Here is a 25,899-nt window from a genome sequence, read left to right as displayed (position 1 = left end):
GCGATCGAAGTCGAAGCGATCGCCGTTTCCGACGCAGGTGACGTCTCGAACGGATTCGAGGACGGAGCGATACCGGAGTACTGCGGCGTGATCTCGGGAGAGGCATGTATCGGGTCGACCGTCGGCAGCGGCATCGCTACCGGGGTCCGAGACGCCGGTGGACAGAGCGGGTCAGACGAGAAGAACATCGAAACTGGCCGAACGGAAGCGATCGCGGCGCTCGAGTCCGACGGGATGATCTCGTCGGCTGCGACCGCGGATCGTAGACGGCAGTTCCCGGGGGTTGGGAACGGGCGAAACTCGTTATAGTCACCGACGTGCTAGCACCCGGTACGCCCGAGTACGGACTCAGCGGGAACCAATGACCGACACTCGACAACAGATCCGGACGCACGTCGGCGCGAACGCCGGCATCCACTTCAACGAACTCGTCAGGGAGTCGGACTTTGCACCGGGGCAAGTCCAGTATCACGTCCGGCGGCTCCGCGAGGATGGACGGCTCGTCCGCGAGGAATTCTACGGTCGAACGCACTACTATCCTCCGACGTACGACGAGTGGGAACGGGCCGCGCTGGCACTGTTCCGCCGAGAGACCGCCCGCGAGATCGTCGTCTACCTGATCGAACGCGAGCCGGCCGCACCCGGTGAGGTTGCCGACGCCCTCGAGATAGCCCGCAGCACGCTCGAGTACCACCTCGACCGGCTGGTCGACCACGACCTCGTCGAAAAGCGCTACGACGACCGAAATCGCGTGCGCCTCGAACTCGCCGAGCCCGAGGCGACGGGGCGACTACTGACGACGGTGACGCCGACGGTCCCCGATCGGCTCGTCGATCGGTTCACGCGACTCGTCGACGAGTTGCTGGCGGGCACGCGCGAGCCGTAGTCGGCCCGCTCGCGGAGAGTGTCGACTGATTACTTCATCCCGGGTTCGTTCTCGAGCCGATCGTAGTGGTCGTTCATCACGTCGAGCGTCGCCATCAGCGCGCCGAGGACGACGGGGCCGTAGAACAGACCCATGACGCCGAAGGCGTAGACGCCCCCGAGGACGCCGAGGATGATGACGGCGGGGTTGAGTTCGGCGTACCGATCGACGAGGACGGGGCGGAGATAGTCGTCGGAGAGACCGACGACGACGACGCTGTAGGCGAACAGCCCCGCCGCGAGCAGCGGTTCGCCGGTCAGGAAGAGGAAGATAACGGCCGGTCCCCAGATCAGGAACGAACCGATCAGCGGGACTAACGAGAGGATGACCATGATGAACGTCCAGAACGCGGCGTTCGGAACGCCCGTCGCGAGCAGCCCCAGTCCGGCGATGGTGCCCTGAATGAGCGCGATCAGGACGTGACCCGCGAGGACGGCCCACATCACCTCGTCGAGTCGCCGGTAGAAATCGTCCTGGACGTCGTCCGGGAGCGGCGTCAGCTCCCGCATCCAGGCCAGCAGATCGTCGCCGTCCTTGAGCAGGTAGTAGAGGAGAAAGATCGCGAGGCCGAGCCCGATCAGGATGTGCGTCACCGCGCTGAACCACTCGGTCGACCGCTCGAGAAACACCGACCCGACGTTCTGTGCGGCATCGAGGATCGCGGACGGCAGATCGACGCGCTGGCCGGTCCGTTCCTCCATCAACCGCTCGAGTTCGGCCAGCTCGATGGAGTCGGTGTTGATGCGCTCGAGGAGTTGCCGAGCGTCGCTGGCGACCGCCGCGATAATGACGACCAGCGGGACGACGAACCCGGCGACTGCGAGCAACACGAGCGCGAGTGCGGCGATCGCCGGCGGCACTCGGTTCTCGAGTTGCTCCTGTGCGGGATAGAGGACGTACGCGATGAGGATCGCACCGAGGACGTACTGGGAGAACGGCAAGACGAGTAACAAGGAGAGGTACGCGAAGAGGGCGACGAGGACGAGGAGAAATCCCTTGCTGAGATTCACACGATTATTTCCAGTCTCGACGGCATAAAACCACGGCCTGAACCTGTCCTCAGTCCGGACTGTCGTGCGAACCCGTGACACGGCTTCAAGGGCCTGCTTCGCAAATTTTGACCCGAATGTCGACTCAGCTCGATCCCCTTTCGGTCTCGGCCGATCTCCTGTATACCGTCAAGACCGAGGGTGACGCCGATCCGCTTCGAGAGCGTCTGGCGGCGCTCGACCGATCGCAACTAGAGCGGGCTCTCGCCAGCCGAGAGGACAAACTCTCCTTCTGGCTCAACTGTTACAACGCCTACGCGCAACTCCTGTTGGAAGAGGAGGATCCCGACCTGATCGATGGCGGACTCCTCGAGCGCTGGAAGTTCTTCGCACGCGATCGAATCCCCGTCGGCGGGGTCTGGCTGAGTCTCAACGATATCGAACACGGATTGCTCCGCAGTTCGAAGCAGCCGTGGGGCTTCGGCTACGTCCCCCGGTTGTTCCCGTCGTCGTTCGAACGGCACTTCCGCCTCGCGGAGTGTGACCCGCGGGTTCACTTCGCGCTCGGTCACGACACCGAACACAGTCCGCCGATCGCGGTCTATTCGCCGCGAGACGTCGACGAGGACCTGGACATCGCCATCGAGTGGTTCCTCGAGGAGAACGTCACGTACGACTCGGACGAAAACACCGCGACCGTCCCGCGACTCTTCCGGCAGTATCGGGGCGATTTCGGCGGAACGTACGGCATCATCGGATTCCTCCGGGAGTACAACGCCGTCCCGACCGACACCACGCCGTCGCTGGAGTACGAACGGGTCGATCGATCCGCGGAGCTCGACGTCGATCTGAACGCCGACGACGTCCGGCCGTAGCTCGCGATCGCAGTCGGACGCGGCCGCCGAGTCGCCGGTACTGGCTGTCGTCAGTCGAGTCGCCGAATCGTCGCCGTCGGTGCGCTCCGCATCACGCTCCGGGCCGCTCGTTCGGCGTTCGACCGCGAGGCGTAGCCTTCGCCGCTGTCGGCGACGATGTTCCCGTTCCAGTGGACGAGTCGCCAGCGCCACTGTCCGCCCTTGTCCTCGTAGACCTCGAACCGGCTGGTTCGACCGGACTCGCTCGATCCCTCCGCACTCGCGTCGCCCTCGACGTCCGCAGTCACCGCCGCCCCGTCCGCATCGGCGTCCTCGCCCGCACCGCCGCGGTCCGCCACCCCCTCGAGCGGCATCACTGCCGTCGCGGCGTCGACGTCCGTCGCGTCAGTTGACTCGCGATCCTCGCCGTCGTCGCCGGCAGAGTCGCGGTCCGCGACGCGAACGCTCGAGCCGTCGGCGTCGTCCCACTCGAGTTCCAGTTCCAGTTCGCCGACCGACGATTCGCCGTCGGACTCGAGTTCGGCCTCGAAGGCGGCGGTGACTCGCTCCGGGACGGCGATCCTGACGGTTCGATCCTCCCCGTTCAGGCGAACGGGCCGTCCGTCCTCGAACGCGGTGGCGAACTCGCGGAAGACGGGAGCGAGGTCCGCGCGGTCGTATCCGCGCTCGAGTTCGAATTCAGTTTCTTCCGCTTCGTCCGACGCTTCCGGTCGATCCGTATCGTCCGGCGAATCGTTCATACGGTAACGTACCGCAGGCTGTGGGTTAATATTTCGCACTACCGGGGGCGACGGCGACGCCCGTCGACCGGACACTGTCGGAGCGTTTTTGTCGACGCGCTGTCTTCGCTCGCCCGTGACTTCACGCGACTGGCGTGCCGACCGGGAGGCCGTGTTCGACCGCGACGCGTTCACGTGTCGACACTGCGGGACCGACGCCGACGGCGACGACGAATCGACCGCGCTCCGACTCTACCCCGTGGGGGACGTTCCCCTCGAGGGGGAGGTCCACGAGAGCGCGCTCGTCACCGTTTGTGCGGACTGTTTCGCGACGCTCGAAGAACCCGAGAGGACGGAGTCGATGGCCGCCGACGACCTGTTTCAACTCGTCCGCGAGACCACCCGACTGCAGGGGACGACGATCTCGGCGGTCGCCGAGTTCACGTCGCTCGCGACCTCGCTCCCGTCGACCCTCCAGTCCGCTCTCGACGACGGGACCGACGCGGACGTCGACGACACGCTCGCCGAGTACCGCCGGGACAGACGCGACATCCTGCTCGCAGTGGCCGTCGTCGACGCCCGCCTCGAGCGGCTGTCGACCCTCGACGACGACGCGTACGATCCCGAGGTTCGAACGGCGCTCGCAGCGTTCTCCGACGCAGCGGCCGACCTGCAGTCGACCCTGCGCGAGGTCGTCGCGCTGAGCGAAACCGTCGCGACCGGTCTCGAGCGCTGTCACGGCTGTTTCGACCCACTCGAGGGGGAGCGGTGTCCGACCTGCGGCCTCGAGGCCCGCGAGACGGCCGACTGGCAGGACGAGGACAGTACCCTCGCGTTCGACCGGCTGTTCGCGACGGTCAACGAACGGCTCCAGGGAGCCTCCGAGACGACCGAGACGTTGACCGATCGGACGACGGCGCTGGCGGAGCGGCTCACGGCGTGACGGTCTCCGCGCCGTGAACGGCGCGGCTTTCCGGATAGGGACAGCAGTCGGGAGCCGGCGCTCGCTCGCGACTCCGTCAGGTGTCAGCGGTCTCGCTCGAGCGAAAACTTTTGATCGTCTCCTCGGTCACGCCGTTCCGAGAGAAGACCGTGACGATGTCGTCCGGTCGAATTTCCGTGTCTCCGTGGGGGGTCAACACGGTGTCGTCCCGTTCGATCGCGATCACGAGCGTGTCGTCGGTGAACGTTTCGCGGCGGGCGGCCTCCTGCAGGCTCGTACCGGCGACCGGGGCGTCTCGATCGACCGTCACCTCGGCGACCTCGGCGTCGCCCGAGAGACTGATGAAGTCCGTCAGCATGGCCTCGCGCGTCTGGTTCCCTGGTCCGAAGGGCGAGTACGGTTGCGTCGTTTCGTTCTGGACGAGGACTTCGTCTTCGATCTCGAGCCCGAGATCCGAGAGCGAGCGGGCGATCCGGCGGAGATCCTCGGTATCGGCCCCGACCGCGAGCACGTGCAGGTTTCGGCGACCGGTCAACAGCTCTCGAACGTTGATCACGCCGGGGATTATCTGGGCTTGTGTGGCGATCGATTCGCGCTCGGAGACGGGGGCGTTACACATGAAGAGATTCGGAAGATAGCTCTCGGCCTGTTCGAAGTCGATGGCCGCGTGATAGCCGGTTATGACGCCCTGCTCCTCGAGTTGCGCGATGCGGTTTCGGATCGTTCCCGGGGAGACGTTGACGTCCTCCGCGATCGTCGGAGCCGACGTGTTCCGGGCCTCGGCCATCAGCGCGTGTATAATTCGACGATCGATCTCGTCGAGTCGATAGTCCATACGAGCCTCGTTATCGGTCGGACACTATATGCTATACCGATCCACACCGGCAGTCGCCGGCCGGCGGTCGCGGTCCCGAAACCATCGATTACGGCCCGAGACGCGGTGTCGATCCCGGCGAGTTCTTTTTGCACTCCGTCGCGAAACGGGTGACACGAATGAGCGAGACGGCGGGCGACCCGGAGCGTTCGGACGGCTACCGCGTGCTCGTGCCCCTGGCTGACCCCCGCACCGAACGACACCTAATCGAGCTCGCAAGCACGCTCGCCGCCGAACGGGACGGCATCGTCCACGCGGTCCACATCGTGCAGGTCCCCGACCAGACGCCGCTGGAGCGCGCCGGCGAACACCTCGATCGGATCGACGCCGAGTCCGCGAAACTGCTCGAGCGGGCCCGCGAACACGCCGCAGCCTACGATGCACCGATCGAAACGACGACGATAATCTCCCACCGCTCGTTCGAAGAGGTGTTCGACGCCGCCCGCGAACACGACGCCGATCAGGTGGTGATGGGCTGGGGCGGGGACCGACCGTGGGCGGCGGGTCGCGCCGAGCAACCGCTCGACGAACTCGCCCACGACCTCCCGTGTGATTTCCTCGTGCTGAAAGACCGGGGCTACGACCCCAGCCGGATCCTCCTGCCGACCGCCGGCGGCCCCGACTCCGACCTCAGCGCCGAAGTCGCGAGGGCGCTGCGCTCGGCGACGGGCGCTTCGATCGACCTGCTCCACGTCGTCGACGACGAGAGCGAACGCGACGCCGGCGAAGCGTTCCTCACGGAGTGGGCCGCCGACCACGACATCGGGGACGCCGTGCTGACCGTCGACACCTCCGGCGACGTCGAAGCCGCGATCGCCCGCGAAGCCGCCGACGAGACGCTCGTGATCATCGGCGCGACGGAACGCGGGCTGCTCTCCCGGCTCGTCCGCGGTTCGCTCGTCTACGACGTCGTCGACGACCTCGAGTGCTCCGTGCTGCTCGCCGAACGACCGACGGAGCGATCGCTCCGCGAACGGTTGTTCGGGCGCTCCGAGGAGTAGACGTGGCGGGTCGCTCGAGCCGGTACAGTTCAGTCGCGGCACCGACAGTCGTTCGCTCAGTTTTCCCGCGAAACGTAGAGCCGCCGACCGACGACGCCGATCCCGAAATAGCCGACGACGGTGATGATGAACTCGCCGAGAGCTGGAATCGCACTGATAACCGCGAGCACCAGTGCGCCCAGCCCGGCGGCTTTCCCGCCGACGCGGTCCCCGCGGCTGACGAGCGTCCCGACCCAGACGATCGCGACCGCGTGGCCGATCAGGCCGACGATCCCGACGGCGATCAACCCGGGAATCGTGACGACAAGTCCGATTATCGTGATCGCGAGGAGCAAGAACACAATCGGAACACCGATTCCGACGAGAAGGCCCCAAACGAATGCCCCGCCGGGATCGTCCCGGATTTCCGTTACGGTCTGGGTCGCGTAGGACGGACCAACGGCGACGAGCGCCCCGCCGAGCAGTCCGTTTATCAGGAAGGCGACGACGATTTGAAGACCGATGTAGGCGCCCGGTCTGAATTCGCCGCCACCACTCGAGGGCTGGGCCGAAACGATACCTGAGAGCGCGAGAATAGCCGTGGTCACCAGCGCAAACACGGCGACGGTACCACTCGTGCGATCAGACAGATAACCGACATTCATTAATTGACCGAACGCACAAACCTAATAAATCAGTTTCGGGTGCGTATTCGGCGACGACTGCAACGAATGATCGCCGGTTAGAGAGTGGTCGCGGCCTCGAGCGAGAGATCGATCGCACGGCCGACGTTGTTCTTCGCCTTTTCGGGCAGTTCGTCGTCTTCGGTGTCGGTACCCTTCTGCGTGCCTTCGACGAGGTTGCCGTCGACGGTACAGATCGCGCCGGCTCGGAGTCCCTTGCGGCGGGCCAGCGAGAAGACCGCGGCGGCTTCCATCTCGACTGACAGCATACCGGCGGCTTCCCAGTCGTCGACGTACGCGTCGGTCTCGGCGTAGTAGGCGTCGTCGGAGGCGATGGGGCCGACGTGGACGTCCTCGTCGTTGGCTTCGGCGGAGTCGACCAGCGCAGACAACACGTCGTAGTCCGGCACCGCGGGGTATTCGGCGGCCTCGTAGCGCTTGCTCGTCCCCTCGTTTTTCGCCGCGCCGGTCGCGACGATCATGTCGCCGATTTCGATCTCCGACTGGAGCGCCCCAGTCGTCCCGACGCGGATGAACGTCTCGACGCCGACGTTGGCCAGTTCTTCGATGGCGATCGCGGCGGAGGGGCAGCCGATCCCCGTCGAACAGATCGTCAGCTCCCGTCCCTCGTAGGTCGCGTTGACGACCTTGTACTCGCGGTTTTGCGCGATCGTCTCCGACTCGTCGCAGTGGTCGGCGATGCGATCGACCCGTCCGGGATCGCCCGGAATGAGCGCGATGTCTGTCAGGTCCCCGTCGTCGACCAGTAAGTGTGGCTGGGTCGCCATACCGTCGCCTTCCGCGGGCGGTGAGAAAAAAGGTTCGAGGAAGGGCCGAGGAACCACCGACGCGTTCGGCGATCCTCGACGCCACCCCACCCCGCACCGATCGGCTATGCTCGACCGTCAGGTGTCCGAAGACACCTCGACGCGCTCGGGTCGGATCGTGACCACCGCGTCGTCGGTCTCGAACTCGACGCGCCCCTCCGATCGGGCATCACCGCGGTTCGTCTCGGCGAAGAGGGCATCGAGCGCGTCCGGATCGATGTAATCGTAGAGCTGCGTGCTGGCCGCAGTGACGTCGTCTCCGTGGTAGCGGGCCAGTGCCATCGCAGCGGCGATGCTCGGCGGTTCGTCCACTCGTCGCTCGTACTGGATGCGGCGTCTGAGACCGCAGCCGTGAGCGTCGTTTACCCTTCCTTCCGTCATGTCTCTCAGTCACGGTATCGTGACCGTTCATTCCAGTTGGCAACGTCGCCGCCCATATACCTACCGTCAGACGACACCGGGTGAGAAGCACCCGACGCCAGCGTATTCCATCGGCCGCATCGATCGGTCGGCGCCGCGGTTACGACTGCCGGCTGAGAACGTCTTCGAGGCGATCAGCCGTCGGCGCGCTCCGCGCACCGTCGCGGCCGGCGGTCACTGCGCCGCACACGTTCCCGTGCGCGAGTGCGCGGTCGATATCGCGCTCCTCGAGCCACGCCGCGAGAAATCCCGCCGCGAAGGCGTCCCCCGCACCGGCGGTATCGACGGGATCGACGTCGAAGCCCCCGTGAACGGCGGTGCCGTCGGGCGTGTACGCTTCCGCGCCGTCGGCACCGCAAGTGACGATCACGATCCGATCGCGGGCCGCCCCGTCGATCCCGTCGACGCCGAACAGCGCCCTCGCCTCCCGATCGGTCACGAAGAGGATGTCCGCGAGCGCGATCGCCTCGCCGTACTCCCGATCCCCGAGCCGGCGTCCGGGATCGAAGCTGACGGGGACGTCGGCCTCGCTCGCGATCCGCGCGATCGCGGCCGCCGTGTCGGGTCGCTGGCCCGTGAGGTGAACGTGATCGACCGCCCGAATCCGGGCCGGCTCGAGGTCGTCCGGCGTCACCGCCTCGTTGACGCCGTCGTTTCCCAGCACCGCGACCTCTCCCGTTTCGTCGACGAGGAGGTATTTGACCGCCGTTTCGGCCCCCTCGATCTCTCGCAGGCCGTCGAGGGAGACGCCCGCGGCCTCGAGTTCTCGCCGCGCGAGGAGGCCGTGATCGTCGTCGCCGACGCTGCCGATCAGTTCGGCCTCGATCTCGAGGCCGGCGAGCGCCGCGGCGACGTTGGCAGCGCTCCCGCCGCCCGACTGGTGCTGCGAGCGGATCGACGCCTCGCCGTCGGGTTCGGGGAACCTGTCGACCCGAAGAGTCACGTCCCAGTTGACGTGGCCGGCGGTGAGTACCGTAACCGAATCCATTCGATGCTAGGAAGCGAACGATCCCGCGAGGCAAAAGTCTAGGTGACTGCACGGTGGGTTTCGCCGAGCGGTTTGCCACACTTCCAACTCGTCGATACCGCCGAGTGGAATCCCGGTCTCAGGCGACGGTGAACAGCAGAGTGTTGTGAACGGCCGGTCCGAGCCCGACCGCGGCGACGAACGCGAGGAGTAGTCGGGCCTGCTGTGGTTGCTCCTCCACGTACTCTCGGAACAGTCCGAGGATGACCATCGCGAGTCCGACCTTGACGAGGACGAACAGCCAGCCGGCGCCGATGTATTCCGCAGTCGGTAACGATCCGCCGGCCTCGAGGAGTAACAAGGAGAGCGGAACGTTCTCGGTGGCCGAGAGGATATCGTATCCGATCGCGGTCGTGACCCCGTCCAGCGTGTGGCCGAAGACGACGAGCACGCCCGTCGCGCCCGTCGTCGCCGCGACGTCGGTAAACCAGAGGCCCAGTGCGAGCCAGGCGATCGCGGTCACGATACCGGCGACGACGACGGCGATGACCGGCCAGAACGGCGCGAGCGTTCCGATTTCGAGGCTGAGGAAGAGCGCGAACATCGCGAAGACGGTGAAAAACGCCGTGCCGGTGATACCGACGAACCGGGAGATCGTTTCCTGGAGGCCGCCGACGTGGAGGAACACGCCGATAATCCAGACGAGTCCCGTGACCACCGCCGTGACCGCATACACCATCGGCGCGGTAAACAGCGGCTCGATGCTCGACGGAAACGTGCCCATCTTGTAGAGGACGTGAAGGGTCGCACCGAACATCATCCACGGGGCGAAGGCGATCACCGTTCGATCGGTCACCGGCGGCTCGAGCGCCCACAGGAGAGCGATGATACCGCCGAGAATAACGAGAACCGGCACCACCAGATACCACGGTGGAACGACGAACCCCTCGGGTAACACCATAGGGGGTATAGTTTACACCAGTGACTAACACTTTCCGATTATCGACGGATCGTACTGCTGAAAATTATCGTGGGGAGCGACAGTGATCGCGACGCGCGGCCCGCGTGAGATCACGCCTCCCAGGGTTCGCCGGTCGTCTCGCCGAATAATTCGCGCATGAGCGTCACGATGCTTTCCGGCGGGAACTGGCCGCGTTCGGTGACGATCGCATCGACGTACCGCGCCGGCGTCACGTCGAATGCAGGGTTCTCGACGGTCAGCGGCCCGTCCGTCTCGGAGCTGCGTTCGCCATCGTCCCCACCAGTCGGTTCGGAATCGACGATCGACGCTCGCTCCTCGTCGGTCAGCACTTCGCTCTCGTCACGCAGTTCGATCTCGACGGTGTGGCCCGTCATCGTATCGGGATGAAGTTTGATCGTCTGGGCCGCGACCATCAGCGGCACGCCGCGCTCGCGGGCGTTGACCGCCAGCCCGCTCGTCCCGATCTTGTTGATCACGCTGCCGTCCGCCGCGATGCTGTCGGCCCCGACGAGCACGTGATCCGTCCCGTCGAGGTAGCGGCGGGCCGCGTTGTCCACGATTAGCGTCACCGGGACGTCCCACTCGCGCAACTGCCGCGCCGTGATGTGGCCCTGTTTCCTGGGTCGTGTTTCCTTGACGATCGCCTCGAGGGCTTTCCCGTCCTCGAGTGCGGCCTCGATACACGAGAGGGCGTCCGTCGAGTGACAGTGGGTCATGACGACGTCGCCGTCCTGGAGCCGGTTCGCGCCGATTTCGCCGAGGGTCTCCTGGGCCCGCGCGAGATCGCGCTGGAACGCTTCGGCGCGGGCGATGGTCGACGCCCGGAGGTCGGCGACGGTGTCGCCGTCCATGCCGCGAAGCACGTACCGGAGCGCGTTGGGGAGGCTCACCGCGGTCGGCCGGGTCTCGTAGAGCGTTCTGGCGGCGGCCCGTAGCTCCCGTCGGAACGCCGCCGGAGTCTCGGCGGTGGATCGGTCGGCCTGGGTCGCCAGCGCCGCCGCGGCTGCGTCTGCAATCGTCGCCGCACCGCGAGTCCGCATCTCGGCGATGTCCTCGGCGGTGGATTCGATGGCCGGAACAACGCCGGGTTCGCCCTCGTCCATGTGGATCGGTTACATGGCAACGCTGAAAAGGATGCTGTCGGCCGTACCCGGAAACGAAATCCGGCGGCCCGACCAGTGAATCATCACGGTGATTGCCAATCAGGAGGTCACCTCGAGATCTCCAGCGACTGCGGTGTCTGACACGGTAGCCACAGGTTCGGGTGAGACCGTCCCGTGACGAAACAGGCTTCTTCGACGGCCCAACGGACGTATTCCGGGTGGGTTTGGTGGTCAGTCGAGTACCCCGCCTCACCAGTTGGCGACGACGCGGTGCATACAGCCGCCGCGTTTGAAGTACTCGCAGTGTGAGCCGACGTCGTCGGAGACGTCGTGGTCGGAATAGTTGTCGGGTGTCCACCCCTCGGCACCGGAGTAGCCGAGTGCGTCGTCCCACTCGCCGACCTCGTAGATGACGTCGAGGATGCTATCGTTGTAGCTGTGATAGTTGTGGACCTCGCCGACGGCGTTCTCGACGCCGTTCGTCCAGGTATCGCCGATAGAGTCGTGGTCGACGGCACCGCCCACCAGGTCCAACGAGTGGATCCACTCTCCGCGATCGGCCAGCCGGTTCAGTGCAGATAGTGTCATCATCGCGCCCAGCGAGTGGCCCATGACCCGGACGGTGGTCGAAGGGTTACGTTGGCGGAACCGCGCCAGCCAGTCGCCGAAGATGCGGCCGGCGCGTTCGGCCTCGTCCGTGGCGTCCCACCAGTCCAGGTCGAGCGAGTCGTATTCGTTGCCGATGACCGGGCCATCGTAGCCCGCTTCGCGAAGCGCGACTTCCGCGTTGTAAGCCTGATCCTCGGCGCTTCCGCCGATCTCCTCGAGCCAGCCGTGCGTGAAGACGAGCAGCGTCCCGTCGTTGTGGGCGAACTCGGGGAACCACTTCTGGTTGTCGCCGCCGTGCCAGCCCCACTGGTGGACGTTCGCGCCGTCGTCCGTGGACCCATCGAAGACGTCGGCGACCTTGTCGCTGTGAGCGGCCCGCAACCGGTGTTCACCGTTGTCGCCGACCGAGTCCACGTGCCACTTCTGGTTGTCGTTGCCGACCCACTCCCACTGGTGGATATTGGCTCCGTTATCGGCGGACCCGCCTGTGACGTCGAGGACCTTTCCGCTGTGTTCGGCGACGAATCTGTACTGGCCGTCGGCGACGCGCTCGAGTCGCCAGACCTGATTGTCCCCGTCGGCCCAGGCCCACTGGTGGACGTTCGCGCCGTCGTCCGGAGACGCGTTCGAGACGTCGAGGACGTTTCCGCTGTGGGCGTTCACGAACCGGTATTTCATGCCCGACCGGATACCGTTGAGCCGCCCGTAGTTCAGGTGCGGATACCCGCTCGGGGCGTCGAGGTAGTCGCCACAGCTGAGTGCTGCCGCGTTGCCGGAGAACGCCCCGATACCGGTCGCCACCGCCGTAGCAGTACCGGTGGCTTTCAGAAGTGTCCGGCGTGCGAGGTCGCGGCCCCCACCGTCTACAGTCGTGTTGTCCGTCTCTGAATCAGCGCTCGATTCCCCTGTCGATGATTGCGTGTTGTTGTCTATCATTCGGACCCCTCGACCCCTAAAGTACACTCATAATGATTAAAGTTTTGGTCGTTCATGAAAATTCATATGGGTATGTGAACACCCCGTCGGGCCGCTAACCGGGTTCGGAACCTCGTCGCCGAACGACTTCGGATCCGGGTTCGAGTCTCACAGAGAAGTCACACCGACACAGCCCGCGCGTGGAGAGCAGTGTGCTGTCGAACGTCGACGGCCCCTCATTGGAGGGGGATCTCGATCCGGTCCGGATGGGGAAGCCAACTCACAAGAAATCGGGTCGGAATCGATTCGGGTCGTCCGGACGAATCGCGCTGAACCAGCACTCCCCGGTGGTTCACGGGGAGTGGTCGATACCCGTCGCGTTACGACCAGGGGATGTACTTCTCGCGTTCCGACTCGTACCCGTTGTCGACCACGGAGACGGCGTTCGAGACGGCCTCGTCCTCGCTCCCGCCGATTCCGATTCCGGTCAGCCACGACAGGCTGTCGACGTCGCCACCGTAGAGTCCGACGCCGACGTCGATACGACCCTGATTGGACTCGTTGCTGTCGATCCACCCGTCGTTATCGGTGTAAATGTCGTCCCAGGCCGTCTTGCCGTCGACGGTGCCGATTCGTTGCCCGTCGAACTCTTTCCGCCAGTCCTGTCGCTGGGCGAAGGCAACGTACTGTCCGTCGTGGGCGGCGACGATGACGTCGTACCCGTCCCGATCGGTCAGCCACGCCTCGTTGTCTGCCCCCCCGTCGGAACCGATCGTGGGGGTGGCGATCGTAAAGAACGTGAAATCGCCGCTCGCGTCGATCGTGGCCTCGCTCTCGAGAAGGATCGCGGGCCTGTCCTTGGCTACGAGGGCCAGCTGGTACAGATCGACGGTCCCGTCCGCGACGGGCACCATCGCGGACATGTACGCTTCAGTGACGTACGACGTCGTCACGTTCACCTCGCTGGACGACGCGTCTCTCCGGGCGTTCCGCGTTACGGATCCGTCGTAAACGACCGTATCCAGACCGTCGACGACGATATTCGATCGGTCGCCGCTGTAGACGTCCTCGAGGCGTGCACCCTGTTGGTCCGACGTATCGTACTGCTCGGCCGAGACGCCGACCGTCCAGTCGTCACCGGACGTAGAGAGAGGGATGTCGACGTCGTCGGCGGCGACGGTTCCCGTCCCTCCGAGCGCTCCGAGTCCCGTGACTGCTGTCGCTGCACCCGTTATAAATTTCCGACGTGATTTCTCTTCAATCATTGCAAATAGGAGTATGCAACGGAGGGGATTAAATCATACTATGTTGGTATTATAATTTTATTTATTATAGATTATAATCATCTACCAGTCCAATGCTGGAATTCGATATTGCAGGGCTCGCAGCGGGACGAGATCTCGAACAGAGTGACGACGATTCCGGTGATCGCCTCGACGGGCGGGTCACCGGCCGTGCCGATTTTCGAGAAACCGTCGGACTAGCCTCCCGACCGCCGACCGAAACGGTTCCAGATCGACGGTCCCGTCTCCGCGATAGAGTTGCGCGTGCTCTTCGCGAACGATATCCTCGAGGACTCGCTCGTAAAGCGTCTCGAACGTGACGGGATGCCCTCGATCCTCGAGTTCAGTCGCGACCTTCTGGATCCGCCGGTCGGTCGCGTATTCGGCGGCCAGCGCCGGTGCTGCTGCGTCGACCGGAACCGACTCGTCGACGTCCCGAACGGTCGGGTGGAGTAGCTTTGCCCGTTGCCCGCGTTTGTTCCGGATTATAACACCCTCGGCCGGGCCGTCGTACCACTTCGACTGCGGGACGGTGTACGATTCCGGATCGAAATCCCGGGTGTGACGCTCCCGCTCGAAGGCGTTCACCGGTCGGAGCCCGATCCGATCGAAGATCCGTTCGACTGTATCGGGCGGGTAGAATCGGTCCGTCTCGGCGGACCAGATATCGAACCCGAGGAACGACGGCAGCCGATCCCAGTCGTAGTCGATCGCGTGCCGGTGGGTCGCCTCGCCGAAGAAGACGATGGTCTCGACGTCGTCGACGGCGCGTCGGAGCGCGTCCCGATCGAGGCGCTCCCGAACGTGACGGACGGCGTGCTGGTACGGGTCGGGAATCGCAGCCGGATCCGTATACCACCGATCCCGATCGCCGAACCGGATAAGCCCCGACTCCAGCAGTTGAAACCGAAGCTGCGCGCCGTCGATCTTCTCGAGGAGCCAGAGGTGCCCGTCATCGAAGCACTCGTCTGGCGCGTTCGCGGCGTGCGGGATGGACGGGTATTCCTTCACGTGTGATCTGAGACACACGTTCTAGTGGCTTCAACTCTCTGCTCGGGCGCTCGAGTTACGGCGGAGTTAGGGGCTCCGACAGAGTAGTGTAGTGACACACTAGGCTTTTCACGGCAACTCCCGTTTCGTAGAACATGAGCAGCGATCGAACTGACGCCGAAAGCAAGGTGTCGGGAAATCAGGCGAACATCCCGGCTCGGATTCGCCACGAGCTCGGGATCGACGACGGCGATCAGCTCCGGTGGCAGCTCGAAGACGACGGGAGCGTCCGCGTTCGGGTCGTCCAGCAGGAAACGGGAACGCTCTCCGGGTTCGATGGATACGATGGGCAGGAAACAACCGACGTCGCTGCCGAACACGACGCCTGGGGCGTCGATGTCGAGTAGATGCCACGTGTACTACTCGATACGACCGTTCTCTTTGCAGCGGCCTATCGACGAGATAGCGCTCACGACGATGCGCTTCCGATACTCCGAGGAATCGACGATGGGTCCCTTCCGGAAGCGGTCATCCTCGATTACGTACTCGCGGAAACGCTCAACGGCCTGGTCACCCATGCCGGCCACGACGCAGCCGTCGACCTCCTCAATCGCCTCGAGAGAAACGCTCGCTTCCACATCGACTCGCTCACCGCGGACGCGCTCGCGACGGGGAAAGCACTGTTCAGACAGCACGAACCGCTCTCCTTCGTCGATGCGTGTCTGATCGCGTACATGCAAACGGAGGGACTGGGCTATCTGTACGCGTTCGACGACGACTTCGATGCAGCCGCGGACGTCTATCGCCTCGACACGGCGACGAACCCGTACGATCCGAACTGATACCGAACGGTGTCTCGGATGCGGCTACGCTAAAGTAACCACTGACTCTCGAGAGCCAGTCGCCAAATCAGTAAGCGACCTTTTTGGCCGTCCGGCGACTCGAGAGGGGTATGGACCGTAGCGAACTCGCCCCCCTGATCGATCACACCGTCCTCGGCCCCGAGACGACGCCCGCCGACGTCCGCAGCGTCCTCGATGCGGCCGCGGAACACGGAATGAACGCCTGTATCCCGCCCTACGCGGTCGAAATGGCTGCCGAGCACGCTCCCGACGTAACGCTCGCGACGGTGATCGCCTTCCCGCACGGGCAGCAGGCCCCCGAGGTGAAGCGAAAGGAGGGTGTCGCGGCCTGGAAGGACAGCGCGGACGAACTCGACGTCGTCATCAACGTCGGTCGGTTGAAAGCCGGTGAGGACGACGCAGTCAGGGCCGAACTGGCGGAACTGGTCGCCGCCGTGCCGATCCCCGTGAAGGTGATCATCGAAACCGCACTCCTGACCGACGCCGAGAAGCGGCGGGCCTGCGAGGCCGCCGAAGCGGCCGACGCCGCGATGGTCAAGACGTCGACCGGATTTTCTGACGGCGGCGCCACCCTCGAGGACGTCGAACTCATGAGCGAGTACCTCCCGGTCAAGGCCAGCGGCGGGGTCGGCAGCTACGACGAGGCGATCGCGATGCTCGAGGCCGGTGCCGAACGGATCGGCGCCTCGAGCGGGGTCGACATTCTCGAGGGCGCACCCGAATAACGGAGCCTGGCTACCGCCGGTGAACTGAACGAACCACAGCGACGAGCCGCCAGCAGGTCCCATCGAAGCCGAACAGTTTTGGTCGAGCCGTCACCAACGGAGGGCATATGCTCGAGCGGGTCCGAGCGCGACTCTACGCGCTCGCGAGACGGCTCCGACGGCTGGAGCGGCGCGAACTCGATTCGTTCGGTCGGTGGCTCGAGCACACGGGGAACCTCGTCCACCTCTCGGTGCTGGTGTTCGTCCCGCTGCTGATCGCCGCGGTGACGTGGGTGGCGAACGTGGCCGGGCCGATCTCGTTCCTGCTGTTCCCGCCGCTCGCGTCCGGGACGTACACGCTCTTTGCGGATCCGGAGGGGAAGTACGCGACGCCGACGAAATTCGTCGGCGGGATGACCGTCGGGGCGCTCTGTGGCTGGCTCGCGCTCGAGCTCACGACCACGGCCGGGCTGGACGGCGGCGGCGTCAGCGCATCGGGTGCCGCCCTCGGCATTTTCTTTACCGGCGCCTGCACCTGGGCGCTCGACCTCGAGGAGCCGACGGCGTTCTCGACCGCGCTGCTCGTGCTCGTCACCGGGAACGCGCAGTTCGCGTACGTCCTCGGGATCGTCGTCTCGAGTTCGTTCGTCGCGGCCGCCTTCGTCCTCTGGCGGGATCGCTTCTACGAACAGCGCGCTCGCTTCCTCTATCAGACGACCAGCGGCGACGATCACGTGCTCGTGCCGATGGGCGACGGCGAGGAGTCGGTCGCGCGGTTCGCCGCCTCGATCGCCGGCGCGCACGACGCCGGGAAGGTGGTGCTCTTCGACGTCGTCGACGAGGACGCCGTCGGACGGGAAGACGGAGCCGACGAGGATAGTGGAGACGAAGCGACGACGCCGGCCGAACGCGCAGCCACCGACGTCGGTCGCCGTCTCGAGTCCCTCGCCTCGGATCTCGAGGCGGCGTACGACGTGCCCTGCGAGGTCGTCGTCGCGGCCGACGGTGGGGCCTCCGCCGGACTGGTCCTCCGGACCGCGCGGCAGGAAAACTGCGATCTCATCGTCACGCCGTACGGCGAGCGGGAGAGCGGCGGTCTCTCGTCGTTCATCACGGGGCTGTTCGACAGCGAGATCGACGTCATCGCCTTTCGATCGAACGGAACTTCGCGACGCCGATGGCGGGACAGCCTCGTGGCGGTTCGAGGTGCCGGCGACACCGCGCGCGCGATGCTCGATTTCGCGATTCGGGTTGCAGAGTCCGACCGGACGATCAGCGTCTGTACGTGTATCGACAGCGAGTCCCGCCGCCGGGCCGCCGAGAGTACGCTGGCGGACCTCGTTGACGCCTTTTCGGGCCGGTTCGAGACGCACGTGGTCACCGCGGCGGTCGAGGACTACCTCTCGCGGGTCGCACCGCGATACGACGTGGTCTTCGTCGGCTCGAGCACCGACCGGTCGGCCGCCTCGCGGTTCGTCTCCCCGCCGACGTTCCAGAAGCTGAGCGATCTCGAGGCGGACGTGGCGATCGTCCACCGCGGTCGCCGCCGGTAGCGGGACTCGGTGGTGAGAATGAATGCGGAAGTAACCCGTCAATCCGACCTGTACGTCTTCGAACCGGACGGAGAGGGGAGTCGGAGCGGGCGACGGTACCGAGTGTGCTGCTAGCGTGACAACAGGGAACGGCCACGCCCTCCCCAACCGATTTCTGCTCACGGGCGCGCAGCGCCCGTTCGCACGGTTCGCGGAACCTGCGGTTCCGCGCTAACGTTCGCACCTCGCGGCGCTCACTCATCCCTCGCGCAGTGTCGTTGGCCGCCCTCGTTACACTCGGACGGCCAACAGCGCGCGCCGCCATATGCCGGCTGCGTAATTCGGACTGGTACGGAGCTCTCTCAACGGATCGTGAGCGACGCAATTCCGTCCGAACGAAACCCGCTGGACGCCCTCGCGCGAGGACTCAGTCCCGCTCGAGGATCCGATCGATCAGATCGCTCTCGTCGTTGCCGAGCGCGGACCGTACGAGCAGGTGGCCCCCGAGCATGGAGGGGCTGATCACCGTGTCCGCCCCGGCTCGCTCGAGTTTCTTGACGTTTTCACGGTCGGTCGCGCCGGCGACGATGCGTGTGGACGGTGCGAGCTGGCGAGCGGTGAGGATCGCGAGTGCGTCTTCGGCGTCGTTGTTCGTCGCGACGAGGATCGCGGTCGCGCGGTCGATCTTCGCGCGGTCGAGCGGCCCCTCGTCGCTGGGATCGCCGGTGACGACCAGGATGTCCCGTTCCCCGAGCATCGTCGCGGCCTCGCGGTCGTCGGTGACGACGACGAACTCCCGGTTGCTGTCCGCGAGTTCGTCGACGATCGGTTCCGTCAGTTCGCCGTAACCGAGCACGAGGATGTGCTGGTCCAAGAGTTGGAGCTGTGATTCGTTCATCTTTCCGAGTGTTTTCGAGATTCGGTCCTGAATCGCTGGACCCACGAGCGCTCCGATGGCGATACCGAAGCTGGCGACGCCGAGGACGAGCACCGACATGGTAAACAGCATCGCCTCGGTCGAGCCGGTGTTCGGCGTCACGTCGCCGTAACCGACCGTGCTCGAGGTGATCAGCGTGAAGTAGAAGGCGTCGAGGATGCTGTTGATGCCGTCGAAATCCTCGCGGAGCGCGTAGCCGCCGATGGTACCGTACACCTGAACGCCGACGAGGGACGCACCGGCCGCGATCTGCGTCGTCGACAGCGAGAGCGGTTTCGTAAAGCGCTTGCGGGTGAGTAACAGGACCGGGATCGAGACGATCGAGAGGACGATCAACGGGAACGAGTACGGGCTCGACTGGAGGAGCCCCTGTGCCGCCGTCAGCGGAAGCAATAGCAGCGTCGCCCACCACCCGGTCCGGAGCCCGCGACGGAGTGCGAGCGCACTGCCGACCATCATGAATCCGGTGAGTGCACCGGTGAACGCGGCGGCGCTCTGGACGGCGTCGGGAACGTACTCCACGAGGGGGCCGCCGACGGCATTGGTGCCGATGTTGAAGACCGCTGTCGCGACCGAGAGCAACGCGACGAGCAAGACGAGCACGATGGCCGCCCGCGTAGTGAGCACTCGTCGCCAGTTATCCGGCAATCGCTCCTGAAGCGACCGGGCCTCGACCATACACACCGTGGGCAGTGGTGTTAGTTAAACGTCTCCGTCTCTTCCGCACGAGAGATAGCGGTCCCGTTTGGCCCCCGAAACGATCGAAATCGAGTAACGAGCGAAACTGTCCGGGGCGGATCAGCGAACCACGGTAACCGGCACGGGCGAGCGCTGGAACACGGTTTCCGAGACGTTGCCCACGAACAGTCGGTCGACCATGTCACTGCTGTGGCTCCCGATTACGATCGCGTCGTAGTCGTCGGCATGGCTGACGATCGCCCGTGCGGGACGGCCGATTTCGACGACGGTGTCGATCTCGGCGTCGTAGTCGGCAGCGATCTCGCGGGCGCGCTCGAACACCTCCGCTGCGCGGTCCTCCGCGGCCCCCTCGATGTCGTCTTCCATGGCGAGGCCCATCGCACTCCCCATCATCACCGACGGCTCGGCGACGACGGTGATGACGGTGACCGCCGCGTCGGGGTGATTCTCGAGCGCGTACGTGAGCGCGCGCTCGGACAGCACGGACCCGTCCATCGGAACGAGAACGCGATCGAGCATGGTGCCAGACACCACGGGCGAACGGATAAACCCCTCCCGAGAAGGAGTGTATACGCTCCCGAGAAGGAGTGTATACGCTCGCGCTGGACCGTCGCTGGCGGGTCGACGTCGGTCGGCGTCGATTCGGTATTCCCGCGCAGTGACCGCGTCGGTGCTGATTTAACCGTTCCGAACGACCGACCGACAATGCAATCGCTTCCCGTCGATCTACTGGTCGAGGTGTTTCTGGGCCTCTATCTCGGGCTCCTGACCGGGATCGTCCCCGCGTTCGTCGCCGGCTCGCTGGGTTTTCTCGTCCGGTACTTCAGCGGCGTCACGCTTCCCGGGTTCGGTGTCGTCGTCCTCGCGCTGTCGATTGCCAGCGTCCAGGGCGGGTTACTCGGCCTCATCGAACCGACGATCGCCCAGTCGCCGCGACTGCTGGTCGCCGTCCTCGTCGTCCTCATGCTCGCACTCTACGCTCACAATCAGGGGGACAAACTCGGCGCGGAACTCCCCCGTCGGCTCTCGCTGACGTCGCTCCGACAGCGAACCCTCTCGGCCGACGTCGTCGAACTCGTCGGCTCGGTCGGCCAGGTCACCGTCCGACCGACCGGCGAAATCCACGACATGGAGGGCTATCCGCCACTGTCGCCGGATCTCCGGCGAACCCTCAAAGCCGGCTCGTGGCGGCTTCCGGCGGACATCCCCCTCTCCGAACTCGAGTCCCGACTCGAGGAACGGCTCCGAACGGATCACGATCTCGCCGACGTCGACGTCGAGATCGACGAACAGGCGCGGGCGACCGTCATCGCGGCACCACCGTCGGGAAGCCTTTCGCGACGGGTCCCGGCGGGCCAGCGGGCCGTCTCGGTCGCAGCGCTCGTCCCGACGGGGCTCGCTCGAGGCGACGAGGTGAGCGTCCGAACCGACGAGCGCTCGATCACCGGGACGGTACTGAGCGCCCGAACGGATATCGACGACGAACACGAGACGGCCGTCTCCGAGCCGCCAGGTGACGACGTCGCGACCGACGGCGGAGAGGAAACCGACCCGCCGCTCCCCGACGCGAAATCGAACGCGTCGACCGCCGGCGGGCCGGGACGCGTGACCATCGCCGTCGCCCGCCGAGACGTCAAGTCCGTCCTCGAGGCCGAGTCCCCGCGACTCGTCGTGCGCTCCCGCGGGACGAGCCGCGAGTTCGAAGCCTTCGCGCTGGTCAAGCGCAGCGGATACGCGATCCGTCGGTTCATCGTCGGCTCGACCGGGGCCGACGAGCCCGCGCCGGCGGACGAGGTGACCCTCCTCGCAGTGCGCCGGCAAGGCAGCGAGACCGGCGGTCGTCGCCACGGCTGGGTGTTCGGCCCCGGTATCGAACGGCGACTCGAGGCCGGCGACGAGGCGTTCGTCGCGGGACCGGAGGACGCGACCGAGGCGTACGTGGAGGCGATGGCGCGATGAGCGCCGTTCCCGTCCTCGCGCAGGTCGTCACGTCCGCGACGCTGGTGGACGCGCTCGTTCAGATCGTCGGCTTCGCCGTGCTCGCGGCCGGAGCGGGGGGCGGTGTCGCATTTATTTACCGCTGGTACAGCTCGGACGAGATTCCCGAAGGCGTCGCCGTTCTGTTCGGCGTCGCGCTCGTCGCGCTCTGGTTGAACACCGAGACGGCGTTACAACAGGCTATCATCGGCGATTCACCGCTGACCGACCCGAGTACCGCGGTCTTCACAGTCAGTGCGTTCGTCGCCAGCGCGGTCGCCGCCGACGCCGGCCGGCGGCTGGGCGATTACCTCGCTCGAGACGTGTTCGTAGCCGCCACCCCGCGGACGATCACCGAGGTGAGACAGCTCGTTCGCTCGGCCGGTCGCGTCGTCACGGTCGAACTCCCGACGGAGATCGGTGACATCGACGGCTACGACACCGTCGACGAATCGGTGAAAGCCGAACTCGCGGGGCAGACGTTGCTCTTCCCCCGTCGACTCACCGTCGAGGAACTGCGCGAGCGACTGGTCGCCCGCCTCGAGCGCGACCACGGGATCGGACACGTCGACGTCGATCTCACCGCCGACGGGACGATCGACTACCTCGGAGTCGGGAGCCGACCGGCCGGGATCGGGCCGACGCTCGCGCCGGGGACCGTGGCCGTCGCCCTGACGGGCGATCCCGCGGCCGACGCCAGCCCGGGCGACGCGGTCCGGATCTGGGGCCGAGACGACGCGGACGGAACCGCTCGGCGAATCGCCGGCGGCGAACTGCGCGCGACGGCCGACGACACCGTGACGGTCGCCATCGACGCCGAGGACGTTCGCGACCTCGAGGGCGATCGACCGCACCGGCTCGTGACCCTGCCCGGCAGTCCCGACGCGGAACGAGAACTCGTCTCCCTGCTCCGTGCGGCCGACGAGACGGTGACGACGGTCAGCGTCGGCTCCGACGATTCGCTCGTCGGCGTCCCGGTCGACGCGCTGCCGGTCCTGGTGCTGGCTGTCGAACGCGCGGGCGAGGACGGTGACGAGCACCTCCCGCTGCCGGCCGACGACGTTCGACTCGCGGCGGGCGATGTCGCCTACGTTCTCGGTCGCCCGGAGGCGCTCCGGCGGGTGACGGAACGAACGCTGACCTACACGGACCGGTCTCGAGAAAGCGAGGAGTCCGTCGCCGACGAACCGGACCCCGATCGGCAGCCGGAACGACCCCAAGAGCGGTAGCTACTTGCCGTCGGCACCGATAGCGCCACGTATGCCTACGGAGTGGAAGCTGTTCGCGGACCTCGCCGAACGCGCCGGTGACAAGCACGTGACCGTCGACGCCGCAGCCGGCGACACCGTCGGTGACGCCCTCGAGGAACTCGTTTCGGGTCGTCCCGACCTCGAGGGCCGCGTCCTCGACGGGGACGGCGAGCTGCGATCCCAGATCAACGTGCTTCGAAACGGAACGAACGTCCTGGTCGAAGAGGAGGGACTGGAGACGAAACTCGAGGAGGGCGACGAGCTCGCGCTGTTCCCGCCGGTCAGCGGCGGGTGATTGCGGGTCGCGCTGGAGAGCGGTCGTGACTGCGGCCCCACGGGAAACCGTCGAATTTTTTAACTGTCCGCGATCGAAACGGGGAGCCATGCGAGCACGAACGACGCTCAGCCTCGCGGGACGGGCACTCGGAGCCGGGATCATCGGCCTCGGCACGCTCGCGGTACTCGGGGTCGTTCTCGCGGTACTCGGCGGTCTCGCGGTCGGCGGGGTCGTTCTCTACGTGGCCGGCCTCGTGATCGAGCCGGGCCTGCGGACGTTCGTCGCGGCACTGCTCGTCGGCGCGGTTCTGCTATTGCTATCGTGGGCGGCCGGCGTACGGAAGGCGATCCGTCGCAGCCGAGCACGGTTGCGCCGCGAGACGGAGCCGATCGACCCCGGCGGAACCGGACGAGTCGCGTCGTCGGCCGCCAGACTGGCTGCCCAGTTCGACCTCCCGCTGCCGGAGGTGCGACGTCACGCCGCGACCGCGCCGATCGCGTGTACGACCACTCACGGGGACGAGCCGGTGTTGATCGTCTCCGAGGGCTTGCTCGAGGCGCTCCCCGATGACGAACTCGAGGCGGTGCTCGCCCACGAACTCGCCCACGTCGCGAACGGCGACCAGCGGTTGATGACGTGGGCGATCGTGCCCTTGATCGCGTCCGAAGAGTTCTACGAGATGATGGACGATGAGGGAGACGAGTTCGATCCCCGCGACCTTCCCTGGCTGGCCCTCGGCCGGCTGCTGGTCGGCGGGTCGACGCTCGGCGTCGGGCTGTTCTCCCGCGGCAGGGAGTTCGCGGCCGACCGCGCGGCCGTCGCTGCGACCGGCGACCCGGGAGCGCTGGCCGCGGCGCTCGAGCGACTCGATTCGGCGGCGGCCGAGCGACCGCCCGAAGACCTCCGAAACCACACCCGGTCCGTCGACGCGATCTCCGTCCTCCCGACGCTGGATCCGGAACGCGACGGCGGCGGCGGCCTCTTCGCGACCCATCCGGCCACGGACCGGCGACTCGAGCGGTTGCGGCGGCTGGCGGACTAGTCCGACATCATTCCCCCGTGAGATCGATCCCCAGAACGAAGTCCGGTTCCTCCGAGATAGGGACTCCCGCGTAGGGCGCGTCGGTAACGTAGCGGGCGGTTTCGGGGATCAGGACCCGCGTCTCGTCGGCACCGCTCTCGGCCGCGTCTCGAGCGATCGCGGCGAACAGCGACCGGGCGGCGTCGACGTCCTCCCAGGCCGCGACGCCGTATTCGGCCCACGTCTCGGTCGTCGCCTCGTCGCTCGCAGCCGCTGCGTCGTCATCGTCGATCTCCCGGTCGTACGTTCGCGATCGGTAGGCCGTTCCGGCGAGTCCGTCCTCGCCCTCGACCGCGAACACGGCCGTCTCGTCCGCGAGTCGGTCGAAATCGTCCCGCGTGAGCTCCCGGACGGCCCACGATTCTTCGGGTGCGAGTCCGAGTCCGTTCAAGTGCTCGCGGGCGTCGCTGTGCGTCCAGTAGCGCCACGCGGCCGCGGGATCGCTCGAGACCCGGTACGGACCCTCGGCGGTCGAATCCGGTTCGGGATGGGCGAACCGAAATTCGGTGATCGGGTCGTAGCCGCTGGCCCGCGCGGCGCCGAGCGAGGCGGCGTTCCACGAGAAGACCATGACGCGACCGATCGTCGCCCCCTGCTCGCGGGCCCACTCGAACGTCGCTTCGTTCAGTCGGTGGCTCACACCCTGCCGACGATAGTCGGCCGCGACGCGCATCCCCTGAAACCAGGCCTCGTCCGGCGAGAGCATGACTCCCTGGAGGATCCCAGCAGCCTCGCCGTCGACCTCCGCGAGGAAGGTCTTCTTGCCCTGCCCGGGCTCGTCCTCGAGCCAGTCGTGGTAGATCCGCGGGATGTAGTCGCCACCGCGGTCGGGCCAGATGTCACTGGTGAAGTCGACGACGGCGTCGTAATCCTCGTGGGTCGCGCGGCGAATCTCGATAGAAGCGTCGGCGTTCGTATCGGGTGACATCGGTAGGTGACCAGTCGCACCTCACGCAGTCGCGCGGGAAAGGGCTTCGCAGAATCGACGCGGTTCATCTACTGCAGCGGATGACCGCAATCAGAGCCTCCGCCCGAAGCACCGCGAACGGCGAGTGAGACTGACGTCACTCGGGACCGACGATTTCGACTTTGATTCCGTCGGGGCCCTCGCAGTAGAGCGCGTAATAGCCGCCAGCGTACGGATGCTGGTCCTCGTATAGAACGGCGGAATCCGATCGGTCACGGATGGCTGCGGTCAGTGTATCGACCTGGTCACGAGAACCGGCGTGGAACGCGAGATGGTTCAGGCCCGGTGCCCGTCGCTGAAATGGTGGCGCGGAGTCGTCGGCCTCTTTGAGTACGATGTACGTCGGACCGTTCCGCCAGGAACGACCGCCGCTCCACTCGTTCTTCCGGTCGTAGCCGAGTTCATCCAGTAACCATGCCCAGAAGTCAACTGCCGCTTCGAGATCGGCGGTGCAGAGCTCGACGTGATGGAGGTGACCGGCACGCTCGGGATTGGCGTGGTCGTGACTCATACGCAACAAACTGGAGA

Annotated in this window: 28 protein-coding genes and 1 pseudogene; 13 read left to right on the top strand and 16 right to left on the bottom strand. The window is 66.0% G+C overall.

All coding sequences use genetic code 11. The features are described 5' to 3' along the window. Positions 1-3 precede the first annotated feature (3 nt). A complete protein-coding gene (locus LDB05_RS17950) occupies positions 4-309 on the top strand; it encodes a heavy metal-binding domain-containing protein (RefSeq protein WP_343232919.1) in 306 nt (101 codons plus the stop codon). A 52-nt stretch (positions 310-361) separates the two neighbouring features. Beyond that, positions 362-886: a winged helix-turn-helix transcriptional regulator gene (locus LDB05_RS17945; RefSeq protein ID WP_226005340.1), complete on the top strand. Its 525-nt coding sequence runs from the start codon at positions 362-364 to the stop codon at positions 884-886. Positions 887-915: 29 nt separating this feature from the next. Here the strand turns inward: LDB05_RS17945 and LDB05_RS17940 are convergent, their stop codons facing one another. After that, positions 916-1,935 carry an AI-2E family transporter gene (locus LDB05_RS17940; RefSeq protein WP_226005339.1) on the bottom strand — a complete coding sequence of 340 codons (1,020 nt, stop codon included), beginning with the start codon at positions 1,933-1,935 and terminating at the stop codon, positions 916-918. A gap of 116 nt (positions 1,936-2,051) precedes the next feature. Between LDB05_RS17940 and LDB05_RS17935 the strand changes: the two genes are divergently transcribed. After that, a complete protein-coding gene (locus LDB05_RS17935; protein WP_226005338.1) occupies positions 2,052-2,789 on the top strand; it encodes a DUF547 domain-containing protein in 738 nt (245 codons plus the stop codon). Between the two features lie 50 nt (positions 2,790-2,839). On the opposite strand, the gene LDB05_RS17930 is transcribed toward LDB05_RS17935, so the two are convergent. Beyond that, entirely contained in the window at positions 2,840-3,529 is a 690-nt protein-coding gene (locus tag LDB05_RS17930; protein WP_226005337.1) for an amphi-Trp domain-containing protein, read from the bottom strand. 115 nt (positions 3,530-3,644) lie between these two features. Between LDB05_RS17930 and LDB05_RS17925 the strand changes: the two genes are divergently transcribed. Continuing rightward, the gene (locus LDB05_RS17925) at positions 3,645-4,451 is read left to right on the top strand and encodes an HNH endonuclease (RefSeq protein ID WP_226005336.1); all 807 of its coding nucleotides are present in this window, start codon (positions 3,645-3,647) and stop codon (positions 4,449-4,451) included. 76 nt (positions 4,452-4,527) lie between these two features. Here LDB05_RS17925 and LDB05_RS17920 read toward each other — a convergent pair whose 3' ends face one another. Next, complete coding sequence (locus LDB05_RS17920) at positions 4,528-5,286, bottom strand: Lrp/AsnC family transcriptional regulator (RefSeq protein WP_226005335.1); 759 nt, start codon at positions 5,284-5,286, stop codon at positions 4,528-4,530. 188 nt (positions 5,287-5,474) lie between these two features. Here LDB05_RS17920 and LDB05_RS17915 point away from each other — a divergent pair. Beyond that, positions 5,475-6,326: pseudogene (locus LDB05_RS17915) on the top strand (universal stress protein); the annotation flags it as partial. Positions 6,327-6,382: 56 nt separating this feature from the next. Here the strand turns inward: LDB05_RS17915 and LDB05_RS17910 are convergent. The 9 genes from LDB05_RS17910 to LDB05_RS17870 form a co-directional block, all read right to left on the bottom strand. Then, positions 6,383-6,970, bottom strand: a complete 588-nt coding sequence (locus LDB05_RS17910; protein ID WP_484549596.1) for a DUF8173 domain-containing protein — start codon at positions 6,968-6,970, stop codon at positions 6,383-6,385. A gap of 77 nt (positions 6,971-7,047) precedes the next feature. After that, positions 7,048-7,776, bottom strand: coding sequence for a guanosine phosphorylase (locus tag LDB05_RS17905; protein WP_226005333.1), 729 nt, complete (start codon positions 7,774-7,776; stop codon positions 7,048-7,050). Positions 7,777-7,893: 117 nt separating this feature from the next. Further along, positions 7,894-8,196 carry a HalOD1 output domain-containing protein gene (locus tag LDB05_RS17900; RefSeq protein WP_226005332.1) on the bottom strand — a complete coding sequence of 101 codons (303 nt, stop codon included), beginning with the start codon at positions 8,194-8,196 and terminating at the stop codon, positions 7,894-7,896. 139 nt (positions 8,197-8,335) lie between these two features. Next, complete coding sequence (locus tag LDB05_RS17895) at positions 8,336-9,223, bottom strand: ATP-dependent ribose-1-phosphate kinase (protein WP_226005331.1); 888 nt, start codon at positions 9,221-9,223, stop codon at positions 8,336-8,338. A gap of 118 nt (positions 9,224-9,341) precedes the next feature. After that, positions 9,342-10,163, bottom strand: a complete 822-nt coding sequence (locus tag LDB05_RS17890) for a DUF63 family protein (protein WP_226005330.1) — start codon at positions 10,161-10,163, stop codon at positions 9,342-9,344. A 110-nt stretch (positions 10,164-10,273) separates the two neighbouring features. After that, entirely contained in the window at positions 10,274-11,287 is a 1,014-nt protein-coding gene (locus LDB05_RS17885; protein WP_226005329.1) for a ribose 1,5-bisphosphate isomerase, read from the bottom strand. Positions 11,288-11,536: 249 nt separating this feature from the next. Then, the gene (locus LDB05_RS17880; RefSeq protein ID WP_226005328.1) at positions 11,537-12,832 is read right to left on the bottom strand and encodes an RICIN domain-containing protein; all 1,296 of its coding nucleotides are present in this window, start codon (positions 12,830-12,832) and stop codon (positions 11,537-11,539) included. Between the two features lie 359 nt (positions 12,833-13,191). Next, complete coding sequence (locus LDB05_RS17875; protein ID WP_226005327.1) at positions 13,192-14,076, bottom strand: hypothetical protein; 885 nt, start codon at positions 14,074-14,076, stop codon at positions 13,192-13,194. 180 nt (positions 14,077-14,256) lie between these two features. Then, a complete protein-coding gene (locus LDB05_RS17870; RefSeq protein WP_226005326.1) occupies positions 14,257-15,105 on the bottom strand; it encodes an RNA ligase family protein in 849 nt (282 codons plus the stop codon). 134 nt (positions 15,106-15,239) lie between these two features. On the opposite strand from LDB05_RS17870, the gene LDB05_RS17865 reads away from it, so the two are divergent. The 4 genes from LDB05_RS17865 to LDB05_RS17850 all read left to right on the top strand — a co-directional run bounded on the left by LDB05_RS17865 (position 15,240) and on the right by LDB05_RS17850 (position 18,204). Further along, a complete protein-coding gene (locus LDB05_RS17865) occupies positions 15,240-15,491 on the top strand; it encodes an AbrB/MazE/SpoVT family DNA-binding domain-containing protein (protein WP_226005325.1) in 252 nt (83 codons plus the stop codon). Next, positions 15,492-15,926, top strand: a complete 435-nt coding sequence (locus LDB05_RS17860; protein ID WP_226005324.1) for a PIN domain-containing protein — start codon at positions 15,492-15,494, stop codon at positions 15,924-15,926. Between the two features lie 110 nt (positions 15,927-16,036). Then, positions 16,037-16,672, top strand: coding sequence for a deoxyribose-phosphate aldolase (gene deoC, locus LDB05_RS17855; RefSeq protein WP_226005323.1), 636 nt, complete (start codon positions 16,037-16,039; stop codon positions 16,670-16,672). Positions 16,673-16,779: 107 nt separating this feature from the next. After that, a complete protein-coding gene (locus LDB05_RS17850; RefSeq protein ID WP_226005322.1) occupies positions 16,780-18,204 on the top strand; it encodes a universal stress protein in 1,425 nt (474 codons plus the stop codon). Positions 18,205-18,610: 406 nt separating this feature from the next. Here the strand turns inward: LDB05_RS17850 and LDB05_RS17845 are convergent, their stop codons facing one another. Both LDB05_RS17845 and LDB05_RS17840 read right to left on the bottom strand, forming a co-directional pair. Continuing rightward, on the bottom strand, positions 18,611-19,798 hold the full coding sequence (locus tag LDB05_RS17845) for an NAD-binding protein (RefSeq protein ID WP_226005321.1): 1,188 nt from the start codon (positions 19,796-19,798) through the stop codon (positions 18,611-18,613). A gap of 120 nt (positions 19,799-19,918) precedes the next feature. After that, on the bottom strand, positions 19,919-20,338 hold the full coding sequence (locus LDB05_RS17840; RefSeq protein WP_226005320.1) for a universal stress protein: 420 nt from the start codon (positions 20,336-20,338) through the stop codon (positions 19,919-19,921). Between the two features lie 186 nt (positions 20,339-20,524). Between LDB05_RS17840 and LDB05_RS17835 the strand changes: the two genes are divergently transcribed. From LDB05_RS17835 to LDB05_RS17820, 4 genes are all read left to right on the top strand, one after another. Beyond that, a complete protein-coding gene (locus tag LDB05_RS17835) occupies positions 20,525-21,778 on the top strand; it encodes a DUF8167 domain-containing protein (RefSeq protein ID WP_226005319.1) in 1,254 nt (417 codons plus the stop codon). Beyond that, on the top strand, positions 21,775-23,025 hold the full coding sequence (locus tag LDB05_RS17830) for a TrkA C-terminal domain-containing protein (protein WP_226005318.1): 1,251 nt from the start codon (positions 21,775-21,777) through the stop codon (positions 23,023-23,025). Before LDB05_RS17835 ends, LDB05_RS17830 begins: the two co-directional genes overlap by 4 nt. A gap of 31 nt (positions 23,026-23,056) precedes the next feature. Next, positions 23,057-23,341: a ubiquitin-like small modifier protein 1 gene (locus LDB05_RS17825; RefSeq protein WP_226005317.1), complete on the top strand. Its 285-nt coding sequence runs from the start codon at positions 23,057-23,059 to the stop codon at positions 23,339-23,341. An 88-nt stretch (positions 23,342-23,429) separates the two neighbouring features. Next, positions 23,430-24,365: a M48 family metallopeptidase gene (locus tag LDB05_RS17820; protein ID WP_226005316.1), complete on the top strand. Its 936-nt coding sequence runs from the start codon at positions 23,430-23,432 to the stop codon at positions 24,363-24,365. A gap of 7 nt (positions 24,366-24,372) precedes the next feature. Here LDB05_RS17820 and LDB05_RS17815 read toward each other — a convergent pair whose 3' ends face one another. Next, a complete protein-coding gene (locus LDB05_RS17815) occupies positions 24,373-25,332 on the bottom strand; it encodes a GNAT family N-acetyltransferase (protein ID WP_226005315.1) in 960 nt (319 codons plus the stop codon). Between the two features lie 136 nt (positions 25,333-25,468). After that, the gene (locus LDB05_RS17810) at positions 25,469-25,882 is read right to left on the bottom strand and encodes a VOC family protein (RefSeq protein ID WP_226005314.1); all 414 of its coding nucleotides are present in this window, start codon (positions 25,880-25,882) and stop codon (positions 25,469-25,471) included. Positions 25,883-25,899: the final 17 nt, after the last annotated feature.

Origin of the sequence: Natrinema salinisoli, assembly GCF_020405205.1 — an archaeon.
Taxonomy (GTDB): Archaea; Halobacteriota; Halobacteria; order Halobacteriales; family Natrialbaceae; genus Natrinema; species Natrinema salinisoli.
The sequence above is the reverse complement of the archived record's forward strand: the minus strand, read 5'-3'. Positions and strand labels throughout refer to the sequence as shown.